The organism is Sinomonas terrae (assembly GCF_022539255.1).
GTDB classification, from domain to species: domain Bacteria; phylum Actinomycetota; class Actinomycetes; order Actinomycetales; family Micrococcaceae; genus Sinomonas; species Sinomonas terrae.
Genome location: NZ_JAKZBV010000001.1, coordinates 3078006 through 3090726 on the forward strand (window position 1 = coordinate 3078006; position 12721 = coordinate 3090726).

The window sequence follows — 12721 nt, forward strand, 5'->3', positions numbered from 1 at the left end:
CTACTCCGAGAGCGCCTCGTCGCGCCCCGCAGCCGGCCGCGCCTCCGGGTCCTTCCTCTTGATCGGCCACGCGAAGATGATGATGAGCGAGCTCACGAGGAGGGTCAGCACACCGATCACGATCGCGGAGTCCATCCAGAACTGCGCCGGGAAGAGCCTGATGAGGGTGTCGGAAAGCTGGAAGGTCCAGTTCCCCTGCGAGAAGAAGATGCGGTGGAAGTCGGTGAAGAACTGCTCCCAGCCCATGAAGGCAAGGACGGCGAGGCCCACCACGATCACAAACGTTACGATCGCGCCGGCGAACAGACCGCGGCCGAAGGCACCCGGCCGCTTCCGCAGGACGAGGAACGCGACGACGAAGAACGCAAGCAGCACGAGGCCCGCCGCGTAGGCGATGAAGATGACCGACTTCACGTCCGCCATGTGGCTGACCTCGGCATCGGTGAACAGGGGGGCTCCCGAGCGCTGGACAAGGTCCCCGAGATACCGCCGCCCAGCGAAGTTGGACAGGTAGTCCACCGCGTACGAGCCGTACGTGAGCCGATCGTCGACCGAGAAGCCGTAGCCGTCCCCAGGGAATCCCGGGCGGAAGTACTCGAGCCACAGGAACGCTGGCGTGGCGATGACGCGCACGGCAGCAATGAGGAGCAGGAACGGCAGGAAGATCGCCATGAGCACCTGCAGCACGCGCGGAGCGACAGGCTTGGCCTGAGCGGCTGCTTCGCGCTGCGCAGCCCGACGGCGGACTTCGTCCTCCGGCGGTCGCATCTGGAGGGCCGAAGTCGGGGACGGCTCGCGGATGCCGGATTCACGAACGTCAGATTCAGGAAGGCCAGACTCACGCACGTCAGATTCAGGAAGGCCGGACTCGCGAACGTCCGACTCGCGGACGTCCGACTCGGGAAGGTTCGAGGTGGAAGCAAGCGCAGGGCCAGCTGCCGGCTCCCGGGTAGCCGCGGGTGTCTGGCTGCCTTCGCGCAGTTCACGCCGGTCGCGTAGGCCGGTGCTCTCGGGAACGCGACCGTTACCCGCAGGCACTTGCCCGTTGCTCTCAGGAACGCGGCCGTTGCTCTCGGGAACGCGCCTATTACCCGCGGGGACCCGCCCGTTGGTCGCGGGCATGTGCCCGGTGGTCTCCGGAACACGCCCGTTGCCCGCGGCCGTTCCGCTGGTTCGGGTCACGTCGCCGCCGTCGTGCGCCTCATCCGACTCGCCCATATGCTCGCCCACATGGTTGGAAGATTTGTCGCCTGAGGCTTCGTCGCGGGCAGCAGGGTTCTCAGCTTCTGGGCTACGTTCAGGGGTACGCATCCAGTCGAAGGCCGGCTCTTCGGTGTCCTGGGATTCGTCCAGGTTCACCTCCGGCTCCAGGTCACGCCTGTCTTCCGTCACATGCATCATCCGCTCGCAGCTTGGTGGGCCCGCGACGCATGCGAACCCGAGGTATGGTCAGTCCTCTGTCCCACGGTAGCGGGTAGAGACTGCCGCCGACCTGAAGTAGGCCTGCCTGTGGCCGAAGCGTTATCCGCTCGGAATCAGGCCGGAATGAGCGTGGTTTCTTCCTCAGCCATTCGCGTACTGGGACCAGGGGATATTCCAGTCGCCAAAGCCGTCGTCGAAGTTCGCGAAGTCGCCCTGGGTATTGACGATCTGGACGACGTCGCCCGTCGTCATGTTGTTGAAGACCCAGGACGCGCCGTCAGGGCCGAGGCCGATGCAGCCGTGCGAGACGTTCGTCACTCCTAGGTAAGGGATCGCCGTGTCGGTGGCCTGATGGATGAATTCGCCGCTTGGGGTCAGGCGAGTCGCGTACTCGACATCGAGCTCGCCGTAATTGGCGGGATCACCGGGCTTGAGTCCGATGGATGCTGCGACGAAATGGGCCTTGCGCTGCTTCTCCATGAGCACGAGGAAGCCCTTCGCGGACGGGAAACGCGTATCGCCGAGCGTGGCTGGCCACGTGTGGACCGGTTGATCGTTGATGTAGGCGGTGAAGGTGTGAGCCTGAGCGTCAGCGACCGCGGTGCGCTTGTCGCCGATATGCACCGTGTCCGTCTTGGTGAAGTTCCCAATCTGCCCATTGCCGAGGTCCACGCCGAAGAGGTCCATCTTGACGCTGATGGTGCTGTGCGCCGCCCAGTACTGTTCGGGACGATAGCGGACCACGGTGTCGCTGAACCAGTGGAATGCCCCCGTTTGGCCCGAGGTGGACGTGATCGTGATGGCCTTCTCCACGGCCTTCTTGTTCGTGACCGGTTCGCTGAACGTGAGCTGGATCGGCTGCGCGACGCCGACGCTCATCCCGTCGAGGGGGTACATCGCCGCGTCGGCTTCGTTCGCAGTCGCGACGGTCTTGAAGGTCGAGGTCGACGTCGTCGTCCGCCCTGCGGCGTCGAGCGTCGTATAGCTGAGCGTGTACGTCTCGTTGAACTTGAGCTCCCCGCTCGACGTCCACACCGTGCGGCCGGAGTCGACGGCGCCCTCCACATCGTCGCCAGTAGAGGAGCGCAGGCTCACGTTGTCCAGAGTGCCGTTCTTGGCAGTGACCGTGACGGGGGCTGCGGGGTTTACTTCGGTCGCGTCTGACGCGGGAGCGGTCACCGCCGATGCCGGCTGGACCACCGGGAACACGGCACCCGGCTCGCTCCGAAGCGCCGTACCGGCTTCAGAGCCCACCGAGGGCGGCTGGAGCGCGCTGAAAGCGGCGAACGCGCCGCCGGCGATCACGAGCGCGACGACGACGGCAAGGATCGCGATCGTCTTCCCGCCCAGCCGCCATCTCCGCGCGGCCTCTACCGGTCTGTCCCCGCTCCCGTTTTCGGCAGCGCCATATTCGGAACTTACTCGTTCCGAAGTGCCTTCCTCGGCAGTGCCCCCATCGGCCCGCATACGCCCCATGTTAGTCAGTAGCGGTAGTGATCAGACTTGTAAGGCCCGGCCACGTCGAGACCGAGATACGCCGCCTGATCCTTCGAGAGCTCGGTGAGCTCGACCCCAAGGGCCGCGAGGTGCAGGCGGGCCACCTTCTCGTCAAGGATCTTGGGGAGAACGTAGACCTTCTTCTCGTATTCCCGCGGGGCGTCCTGCGCATCATCCGACCGGGCACGCTTCGTCCACAGCTCGATCTGGGCGATCGTCTGATTGGCGAACGAGTTGCTCATGACGAACGAGGGGTGACCGGTCGCGTTGCCGAGGTTGAGGAGACGGCCCTCGGACAGCACGATGATCGAGTGCTCGCCCCGCGCGCCGCCGTTGTGGCCGCCGTCGTTGTTCTGTCCGGGCTGGACATTCTGTCCGGGCTGGTCGTCCCGTCCAGGCCCAGCCGGGAAGACCCACTCGTGGACCTGCGGCTTGATCTGGATCTTGCGGACGCCTGGCCACTTCGCGAGCCCGGCCATGTCGATCTCGTTGTCGAAGTGGCCCACGTTGCCGACGATCGCCTTGTCCTTCATCGCGGCCATGTGCTCGGCCATGATGATGTCCTTGCCGCCCGTCGTCGTGATGAAGATGTCCCCCTCGCTCAGGACGCTCTCGAGCCGAGCGACTTGGTAGCCGTCCATGGCGGCCTGGAGGGCGCAGATCGGGTCGATTTCGGTCACGATGACCCGAGCTCCCTGGCCGCGGAGCGCCTCGGCAGCACCCTTGCCGACGTCGCCGTACCCGCAGACGACGGCGACCTTGCCGCCGATCAGCACGTCCGTCGCTCGGTTGATGCCGTCGGGAAGCGAGTGGCGGATGCCGTACTTGTTGTCGAACTTGCTCTTGGTGACGGAGTCGTTGACGTTGATCGCCGGGAAAAGGAGCTTGCCCTGCTCGGCGAGCTGGTACAGCCGGAGAACGCCCGTGGTCGTCTCCTCCGTCACTCCCTGGAGCTGGCTCGCGATGCGCGTCCACTTCTGCGGGTCCCGCTCCTGACCTGCCCGAAGCACGTCGAGGATGATCCGATATTCCTCTGGGTCGTCAGGCGTGGCCTGTGGGACGCCGCCCGCCGCCTCGAATTCGACACCCTTGTGGACGAGGAGCGTCGCGTCGCCCCCGTCGTCGAGGATCATGTTGGGCCCGAGTTCGGGGTTCTCGTCGGCACCCGGCCACGTCAGGATCTGCTCGGCCGTCCACCAGTACTCCTCGAGCGACTCGCCCTTCCAGGCGAAGACGGGGACGCCGCGCGGGTCCTCGGCAGTTCCGGTGCCCACCACGATCGCTGCCGCCGCCTCGTCCTGCGTCGAGAAGATGTTGCAGGAGGCCCAGCGGACCTCTGCTCCGAGGGCGATGAGCGTCTCGATGAGCACCGCCGTCTGCACGGTCATGTGCAGGGATCCCGCGATACGAGCGCCCTTGAGCGGCTGCGACTCCCCGTACTCCTCGCGCAGGGCCATGAGTCCCGGCATCTCGTGCTCGGCGAGGCGGATCTGATGGCGACCGGCCTCGTGCAGAGAGATATCGGCGACGCGGTAGTCGAAGGTCACGGGAGCTCCTGAGGGCGGGAGGTGGCGGGGTGAAGAGGAAAGGTCTTTGGGTCGGCGGTTCAAGCGCCGGCGCTTGAGTCTTCCGCGGACTCGGCCGGCGGAAGCAGCACGGGGATACCGTCTTCAATCGGGTAGCGCGGAACGGCGCCATCGGGTCCGGCTGCGCTAGCCACGAGTTCGTCGCCCTCTTGGACCAAGGCACTGCCGGTCACGGGGCAGCGCAGCACAGAGAGGATCGAAGAGCTGATGTACGGCATGGGTCCAAGCCTACCGGCACCGCGGGCGAGGGGCTCGTTCCGGCGCGGTGGATCACCATAGCGGCCGCCCACTATAGGTGGCCCAGTACGGAGGTGGCTCAGTACGGAGGTGGCTCAGTACAGCTCAGGGAGGATCCGCAGGTGGCGGCCGCCGGAAGGCAAGTCGACGCCTGCGGGCGGCGTCAGCATGCTCTGGCCTTCACGGCCCTCGCGGTTGGCGCGTTGGGGCGCCTCGGCGGGCACGTCGTCGTCCTCGCCTGCCTCGCGCACTGCCTCGGCCAGCGCAAGGAGGTCGTCGGGGCTCGGCTGCCGCGCGGGGAGCGCGAGCCTCAGGACTTCCCAGCCGCGGGGCACGGTGAGTTTGTCCGCATGCTTGGCGCAAAGGTCATAGGTATGCGGTTCGGCGAACGTGGCGAGCGGCCCCAGCACGGCAGTGGAATCCGCGTACACATACGTCAACGTGGCGACCGCGGACTCGCGGCAGGCCGATCGGGAACAATGGCGGACTTCTCGCACAGCCAGTACCCTACTCTGCGCTCGGCGTGTGTGTCGTGAGCGACTCGGCCCAAGCGCCTATCCCTGCTCACACGGTGAGCAGTGGAACTGCGGCGAGTACTGCGGTGGGTACAGCGGTGAGCCCTCGCGCACGGTTAGCGCGGCTTCGAGGGCGGTACTACAGTCGATACATGCAGGATCGTTCCACGCAGGGGCCCTTGGGCCTGAGCATCCGCCCCCTCCCCCCAGCCGGTGAACAAGGCGCGGGCCGCCGCCGCGGATTCCGCGAACGCCGTCGCAACCGGCACGGTCGCGGACTGCGCGGCGAAATCATGCCCGCAATCCTGCCGGGAAGCCGCACTCGCGGCGAACGTTTCGAGGATTGGGTGCTCGATTCGGCGGATCGCCTCCAAGAGCTGCGCGGCAGCGAACTCGACAACGTCGAGTACGTCGTCGAGGAAATCCCGCCCGGACTCGAGAAGATCCTCCGTGACGGCGGCCGCGTCCCCCAGGGGAACGTCTCGCGGGCGGCCCAAGGCCGCCCAGCTCGCATCACGATCTACCGGCGCGTCGTCGAGACAGAAGCGCCGTCCCCGAGCGAGGCCCAGGATCTCGTCCACGACGTCGTCGTCGAGTACACCGCCGCACTCCTCAACGTCGAGCCCGAGTCCCTCGACCCGTACTACCGCGGCTACCGCTGACACCCCGGCTACCGCTCATACCTCCGCTACTGCTGAAGCTGGACCGAGCCCAGCATCAGTACCCGAGCGTGACCGGGATGGTCTCACGCCCGCCGGCGGGCGGCAGGATCGACGCGACCGAGATCCCGTTGCCCTGATCTGCTTCGAGGAGCAACGATCCGTAGGCGGGATCTCCGGACGACGAGATCGAGTAGGCGACGGTCTTCGCGCCGTCGACCGTGTCCGGCACTTGGAGCGTAGCCGTCGTGCCTCCCGCCACATCGAGGGTCACCGGCGCATGCAGCTTTCCGTCGTCGCTGATGGGCGTGGCCGAAACCTTCGCCCTGCCGTCGGGCACGGCGAAGACGAGCGTGCGTTGGCCCGTCTCCCCCACAGGGACGAGATGCCCGTTGCCAAGCCGAGGCTGGGCCCCTGAGACGGCGAAGTCCAGGGGAACCGCCGTGCTCGTCCCCTTGACCATCCGGACGCTCGCCGTGAAGGAGACGTCCGAGGCCGCCGAGATCGAGTATTTGCCCGCGGGCAGGCCTGAGAGCGGGATCTCTGTCACGGATCCGGCCTTCGCTGTGAAGACCGCGCCCGACGGCAGCGTAACTGGGCCGTTCGGGCCGAACACGCGGATCTGGACGACGGCGTTCGCCGCCCCTGGCACTGTCACTTGGAGCGCCGCGGTCGCATCGTCGAACCCATCCTGCGATGCGAGAGCGCTCGAGGCGGCGGGATCCTGAAGCTCGACGCCGGTCGCGACCGCGCGCGTCGAGGGCGCAGCGACGGGAGTGAGGAAGTCCACGCCACCGGGGGTGAGCCCCCGGAGAGTGCTCTGCTGGACAACAGCCGCGACGGGGCCGCCGGAGCTGCGGACGTGGACCGAAAGATTGCGCTGTCCGGGCTCGAAACCTCCGAGCACGAACGATTTCGTGCTCCCGGGCGGCACCTGAATGCCCCGGCTGCCTGCTGGCGCCTGCCCGAGAGGCTGGTCCCCGTAGAAGTCGAGGTCGACGCTCGCCGGCGTCGTCGTCGGATTGGTGAGGTAAAGCACCGACGTACGGCCGACGAGGGTGCTCGCCCCGCCGAGCCAGAGGTCGTTCGACGGCGACGCGCAGGGTCCGGCGGCGAGGCCGCGGAGGTCGCCGTCGGTCGCGCTGTAGCGGAACAGCGCGGCGGCCGAGGATGGGCGGTCTTCGAGGGCGGAGGCGGTCAGGAGCGCGGGCCCAGTCGTCGCCCGGCTTGCGACGACCGCGGGGGCGGAGGCCGACGGAGTGGCGCTGGCCTTCTGCGAGTCGCTGACCTTCTGGAGGACGGATCCGTCGACGCCGTTGATCGAGCTCGCTGGGAGTGCACCCGAGGGCTCTCCCATCACCGCCGCCGTGAGCAGGCTTGATGCCGTGGTGCTCGCGGGGCTGAATTGCGGATCGCCCTGGACGGGGGTTCCCTGCAGCAGCTCGGCGGGGCCGGGACACACGCCAACAGTCTGGCCCACAGGAACATCAACCGAAGGGGGCGTCCCCGGACGCAGCGCTGCAGGGTTCGGCACGGAACTGGCCGCGACCACGAGGCCCGTTCCCGCGCCCAGAACGACGACGCCGGCGGCCACACCGAGGGCGCGACGCAAACGGCGCTTGGTCGTTGTGCTCGCCTTAGACTCGCGCGTCATTGGTATCCCTTGCTGTCTCATCGCGGCTCGAATCCGCTTGACCTGACTCGCCGCGCGGGGCGTTTCGGTGACGGGCTGCCTCAGTAGCGGGCTGCCGCGCCGGATCCCCTACGGGTTCGTCTGCGGGGGCCCCCACCGGTTCGCTTGCGGGAGCCCCCGTGATCGCTCCTCGGCTGCCGGCGCTGCCCCGCGCCCTCCCGCTCGCCTGCGAGCCGTGCGTCCGGCGGCGTGGTGCGGGGCGAGTCGGGATGGCAGTCAGCCCGGCGAGGATGAGGACGACGGCGGCGAGCAGGCCGAGTGGCAAGGCAGCGGGCTGGTCATAACGGACTTCAACCTGTCCGCCTGCGGCCGGAAGCGTGAACGCCTGAGCCCACCCCTGGGTCGTCGAAGTGAGCCTGTGGCCATTCATCCACGCGGACCAGTGGGAATCGCTGCGCTCGGCCAGGACGAAGAGCCTCCCCTCGGGCCCTGCGGGCACGGAGGCGTGAACCTCCTCCGGCCCGGCATCGACGGTGGCGAGCAGGTTGCCCTTCACGTCGACGATGCTCGCCCGATGGGCGATGGCGGTGTCCTTGGCTCCCTGCTGGCCGGACGGCGTCACCCGCCACAACCAGCCGACGTCTGTCTGGCCGACGGCCACGAGCCCGGGAACGGCGTCCATCTGGGAGGCTGTGACCGAATCGGCGGCGTCGCGCTGCTGAAGCACGACGAAGCCCACGCCGAGCGCGTCGAGGTCGGGCCGCGGGTCCACGCCCGACGAACTCGAGACGACCGCGACGGCGCGGCGGATCGCCGAGTCGGCGGCGTCGTCGGCCGCTATGGACGGCGAGGCCAGATTCCCGGTGACCCGACTCGACGAGGCGACAGCCGTCAGCGCATCGAGTGTTGTGCCCGCGCCGCGCATGAGCGCGGCAGTAAAGCCGCCCTGTGGAGTACTGCGGAGGACAAGGGTCTTCGTCTGTTCGGCTCCGAGCCCCAGATCGCTTGCGGTCGCCGGGAGCGTGCGCGTTTGGCTCGGTGCGATCTGAAGCGGGCTGCCGAGACTTCCTTGGGGTGCCGCAACCGGAGCGATACCAGCCGCGGCCCAACGGGCGAGGCCGAGGGCCGGACCGGCTACGGAAATGATGAGCGCCGCGACGAGACCGACAGTCCCGGCGATGAGGAGGCGATTCGCTGCGGCAGACCTTGGTCCGCGGGACTGCGTCGCAGCCTCACGACCGTCGAGCACACGGTCCACGCCAACGACGGCCGCGGCCAGCAGGGCCAACAGGGCCGCCGCTACCGCCGGACCCGCGAACGCCGGCACGAGGCTGTCGCCCGAAACCGCTACCGGCAGACGTGAGATCGCCCACGCGAGCGCCAGCGCGGCAACCGCGACAGCACCAGCCGAGCGGGCCAGCGCACCGCGGCGTCCCGGGAGGGCCACGATGGCGGCCACGGCAGCAGCCAGAACGGGGACGCCCACGAGTAGCGCGTCAAGGAGGGCCCAAGGCACCCCCGCAGGCAACCAGCCTGCTCCTCCGAGACCGGCCGAAGCATCGAACGCCACCGGCTGCCCGAGGACGAGCTGCCAGGGCGCCGCGGCGCCGTACGCCGCGGGAACTCCGGGGTCGGCAAGCCATGCCCTCGGGTCGTCGGGCGCCGAGGCCCAGACCGGGAGGAACAGCACCACCGAAGGCGCAAGGATGAACCACAGCGAGCGGGCACGGCTCCGCAGCGCGACCGTGGCGAGGACGACGACGACGATGGCGAGCGCGAGGAGGCTCGGCGAACCAGCCGTCACGACTGCGAGGGCGAGGCCCCCAGCGGCCGCAGCCGTCCAGGACGGGACGCCTCCCGAGCCGGGCCGCGGAGTCCTCGCGACTCCGATCGTTCCGCGGACCCTCGCGGCTCCGACGGAGCGGATCACGCCGAGCGCAGCCCAAGGGAGGAAGACGAATGAGACGACCGCGCCCAGTCGTCCTTGCGCAACGGCCTCCTGGAGCGCGGGCGCCGCAGCCCACACGAGGCCGGCGGCCACGCGCGGCCAACGGTGCGAAGTGAGCGCGGAGGCGAAAGCCCAGCCGCCGAGGCCAGAGATCGCCGGGGCGAGCACGAGGGTCCAGGCGACGGCGCGATTCGGGTCCCCGATGCCGAGGACGCCGAGCGCCCAGAGGATGAGGTCGAACGGGTCGCCATGACCGGGCTGTCCCGCGCCGAGCTGGGTCCACCACGACGTCGCGTGCTGCCAGATCGCGCTGAGGTCCGTCGAGATTGGCAGGAGCCCTCCGCCCGTGACGGCCTGCGCGCTGAGGAGCGGGATGAGCGCGATGATTGAGCTCACCAGGGCCAGGACCGCGACGACGACGGCGCCGGTCCCGGCCCAGCCGCGCGCTGCGACCGCAAGGGATGCGAAGTCGTGGTCGGAATCGCCCGTCGGTTCGGCGTGGGCATCATCGCTGCCGGAACCGTCGCCGATGACACTGTCGGGATCGGAGTATTCGAGGAAGGCGCGCCGGTGGCTGCGGATCTCTTCGCGGGAGGCGCGAACACCGCGAACGGTGCGGCGTGCGACGGCGCGTGTGCGGGATGCAGCCCGCCGACCCCGCGCAAGTGGCGCGACGCCCCCGAGGGCGGCGAGAGCGGCGGCGCAGCGGGCCAGGCCCACACTCGGCTCCTTGTTCACGAGCGCCGCGACGAGTGCCCAGAACCCGGCGAAGAATGCGCCCAGGAAGTGGAGCGGGAGCGACCAGAACGCGGCGTGCTTGAGCCGTGTGTAGACCTCGGCGCGATGCTCGGCGAACGGGGTTGGGGCGTTCTCCGGACGGTCGGCGACATGCCGCATGCGGGCCGCCGGCACGACGACGACCCGGTGCCCGGCGAGGCGGGCCCGCCAGCAGAAGTCGACGTCGTCGCCCGTCCACGGGAGCGCGGGGTCGAAGCCCCCGAGGGCGTCCCAGACGTCGCGCCGCACGAGCATGCCAGCCGAGTTGACGGCGAACATGTCGCTGCGGTCGTCGTATTGCCCTTGATCCTGCTCGTCGTCATCGATGAGCGGGAGGCGCTCGGCCCACCGGCTCGCGAAGAGACCCACGTCGACGAGGCGGCGCGGCTCGTCCCAGTCGAGCTGCTTGCAGCCCGCCACGGTGACCGCTGGGGCGCGCTCGACGGCGAGGAGCAGCTCGGCGAGCGCGCGAGGTTCGGGAGCGGCATCGTCGCGGAGGAGCCAAATCCACTCTTCAACGGGGCCCGCGCCGCCCGTGGGACGGGGTGCGGCGGCGAGGGCCGCGGCGGCCGCGGCCCCGAAGGCCGCAGGGGCGTCGACGACGGAGCCAGCGCCGAGCGAACGGCGCAGGACGTCGCCCGAGCCATCGCGTGAGGCGGCGTCCGCGCCAATGAGGACGTCGGCGGGCCGCGTCTGTGCGGCGATGGCCGCAAGGGTGTCTGGAAGGTAGCCGACGCCGTCGTGGGCGACGACGACTGCGGTAACGTGCACGCTGTCCAGGATCAGACCGCCCGCTTGCGCAGGCGGCGCCGCTCGCGTTCGGACAGGCCGCCCCAGATGCCGAAGCGCTCGTCGTTGGAGAGCGCGTAGTCGAGGCACTCGGCCCGAACGGTGCACGAGCTGCACACCTTCTTGGCGTCACGGGTCGAGCCGCCCTTCTCGGGGAAGAACGCCTCAGGATCCGTCTGCGCGCAGAGCGCGTCGGCCTGCCACGCGAGTTCGCCCTCAATCGGCGTCGCGGATTGCAGAAGGCTCAGCCACACGGGCTCCGCCGGGCGGACCATCGGCACGCGCTCCAGCGACTGCCGGTCAAGCGACTGCCGGTCAAGAAGCGAGACGACTTCGGCCCCGCGCTCCTCGTCTGGTTCCTCGGCCTCGTCTTCGAGCGCGTCGCCGGCAAGCCCAGCGCCTGCAGCCGAATCTTCCTCCAGCACAGCGTGCTGTGCGAGGAACGCTGTTGCGGCATCCTCGAGCGCGGCGGCCGACATCTCGCGGTACCGCTCACCCGCCTCGGGGTCGGCCGGGTCCACGTACCAGTCCGCGGGAATGCCCCGCGGACGCGCGTACATGGCCTGTGCGGCCTCGATTTCTTCGTTCTGGAAACGCTCCGCCTGTCCCACGGTGCTCCTCCTCGGTGGTCGTCCACGCCCGCCTGCCTGAAAAGGCACCAGACTCCGGGAGGCTCCCGGCTTGGCCCCATCTGCCGGCGCAGTTACTGTCCAGTTCTAATTACACGCGTGTAAGTCGGTCCGGTCAAGCGCGGGGCGGGAATTGTAGCCAGCGAAAATGCCGAGCCACTGCTTCGCCACGCCCGAGTGCGTGGGCTCTCGCGGACGTCCGACGAAGGGCCGAGGGAACGACGTCCGAGGTCAGGCCAGAATAGACCCATGGAATCCACCGTCGCGTCCGTCCTGCACCGCCTCCGAGGAGGCAACTCCTCGGCTCCCCGACTCACCTGGTATGGACCGGATGGTGAGCGAGTCGAGCTCTCCGGTCGCGTGCTCGACAATTGGGCCGCCAAGACCTCGAACCTTCTCGTCGAAGAGCTCGATGCGGAATCTGGCACACGAGTCCGGCTCGACCTGCCGCCCCATTGGAAGAGCGCGGTCATCGCCCTCGCAGCGTTGCAAGCGGGCTGCGTGCTCGTGGACGGCGAGGCGGACCTGGTTTTCTCTGCCGAATCAGGAGGGGTTGGGCCAACCGGGAGCTCGTCAGGAGGGGCCGGGTCAGGCGTGCGTGGACGCTCGGCTGGGACGGCACGCGTCGTCGTCGCCCTCGGCGCGCTCGATGTCGCATACCGCGGGGAACTCGCCGGCGGTGAGCTGGACTATGCGGCGCTCGTGCGCCAGTTCGCCGATTCTTTCGAGCCCTTCGATCCTCCGGGCGCGGACGACGACGCCGCCCACCTCGGCGAAGAGCGGTTCACCCAGGCGGAGCTGCTGGAGCGCTTCGCCGAGAAGGCCGAGGCGGGCGCGAGAGTCCTGGTCGACGCCGGGAAGCCGCTGCGCGAGGTGCTCGCGGCCCTTCTGGGAATCTGGGCGGCCGACGGCTCCGTCGTCCTCCGTCATCCAGACGTCGAGGACACACCGAAGCTCCGGGCCGCGGAGCGAATCACAGCGGGATAGCCGCTATGGGCTCGCCGCCGGACACCTGCTAGGCCTCGCGAG

At 69.0% G+C, this 12721-nt stretch carries 10 protein-coding genes; 2 read left to right on the plus strand and 8 right to left on the minus strand.

The window, feature by feature from the left end; all coding sequences use genetic code 11:
* The 5 genes from L0M17_RS14190 to L0M17_RS14210 form a co-directional block, all read right to left on the minus strand.
* Positions 1–1392 carry a TIGR01906 family membrane protein gene (locus L0M17_RS14190; RefSeq protein WP_241054721.1) on the minus strand — a complete coding sequence of 464 codons (1392 nt, stop codon included), beginning with the start codon at positions 1390–1392 and terminating at the stop codon, positions 1–3.
* A 171-nt stretch (positions 1393–1563) separates the two neighbouring features.
* Entirely contained in the window at positions 1564–2889 is a 1326-nt protein-coding gene (locus L0M17_RS14195) for a L,D-transpeptidase (protein WP_241054722.1), read from the minus strand.
* Between the two features lie 14 nt (positions 2890–2903).
* The gene (locus L0M17_RS14200) at positions 2904–4466 is read right to left on the minus strand and encodes an adenosylhomocysteinase (protein ID WP_241054723.1); all 1563 of its coding nucleotides are present in this window, start codon (positions 4464–4466) and stop codon (positions 2904–2906) included.
* 59 nt (positions 4467–4525) lie between these two features.
* Positions 4526–4723 carry a Trm112 family protein gene (locus L0M17_RS14205; protein WP_241054724.1) on the minus strand — a complete coding sequence of 66 codons (198 nt, stop codon included), beginning with the start codon at positions 4721–4723 and terminating at the stop codon, positions 4526–4528.
* Positions 4724–4837: 114 nt separating this feature from the next.
* Positions 4838–5239: a DUF3499 domain-containing protein gene (locus L0M17_RS14210; RefSeq protein WP_241054725.1), complete on the minus strand. Its 402-nt coding sequence runs from the start codon at positions 5237–5239 to the stop codon at positions 4838–4840.
* 170 nt (positions 5240–5409) lie between these two features.
* Between L0M17_RS14210 and L0M17_RS14215 the strand changes: the two genes are divergently transcribed.
* A complete protein-coding gene (locus L0M17_RS14215; RefSeq protein ID WP_241054726.1) occupies positions 5410–5919 on the plus strand; it encodes a metallopeptidase family protein in 510 nt (169 codons plus the stop codon).
* Between the two features lie 55 nt (positions 5920–5974).
* Here L0M17_RS14215 and L0M17_RS14220 read toward each other — a convergent pair whose 3' ends face one another.
* Genes L0M17_RS14220 through L0M17_RS14230 form a run of 3 tightly spaced genes read right to left on the minus strand, consistent with a single transcriptional unit; the run spans position 5975 to position 11674 of the window.
* On the minus strand, positions 5975–7570 hold the full coding sequence (locus L0M17_RS14220; RefSeq protein ID WP_241054727.1) for a DUF5719 family protein: 1596 nt from the start codon (positions 7568–7570) through the stop codon (positions 5975–5977).
* The gene (locus L0M17_RS14225; RefSeq protein ID WP_241054729.1) at positions 7554–11045 is read right to left on the minus strand and encodes a glycosyltransferase family 2 protein; all 3492 of its coding nucleotides are present in this window, start codon (positions 11043–11045) and stop codon (positions 7554–7556) included. The genes L0M17_RS14220 and L0M17_RS14225 overlap by 17 nt, the downstream gene beginning before the upstream one ends.
* 11 nt (positions 11046–11056) lie before the next feature.
* Complete coding sequence (locus L0M17_RS14230) at positions 11057–11674, minus strand: WhiB family transcriptional regulator (protein ID WP_241054730.1); 618 nt, start codon at positions 11672–11674, stop codon at positions 11057–11059.
* 267 nt (positions 11675–11941) lie between these two features.
* Here L0M17_RS14230 and L0M17_RS14235 point away from each other — a divergent pair, with 267 nt between their 5' ends.
* Positions 11942–12679, plus strand: coding sequence for a TIGR03089 family protein (locus tag L0M17_RS14235; protein ID WP_241054731.1), 738 nt, complete (start codon positions 11942–11944; stop codon positions 12677–12679).
* Positions 12680–12721: the final 42 nt, after the last annotated feature.

What these genes read in the sequence shown, in the direction of transcription:
- L0M17_RS14195 (WP_241054722.1), bottom strand. Translation starts at nt 2,889, where the DNA reads ATGCGGGCCGATGGGGGCACTGCCGAGGAAGGCACTTCGGAACGAGTA.
- L0M17_RS14205 (WP_241054724.1), bottom strand. Translation starts at nt 4,723, where the DNA reads ATGCCGTACATCAGCTCTTCGATCCTCTCTGTGCTGCGCTGCCCCGTG.
- L0M17_RS14215 (WP_241054726.1), top strand. Translation starts at nt 5,410, where the DNA reads ATGCAGGATCGTTCCACGCAGGGGCCCTTGGGCCTGAGCATCCGCCCC.
- L0M17_RS14220 (WP_241054727.1), bottom strand. Translation starts at nt 7,570, where the DNA reads ATGACGCGCGAGTCTAAGGCGAGCACAACGACCAAGCGCCGTTTGCGT.
- L0M17_RS14235 (WP_241054731.1), top strand. Translation starts at nt 11,942, where the DNA reads ATGGAATCCACCGTCGCGTCCGTCCTGCACCGCCTCCGAGGAGGCAAC.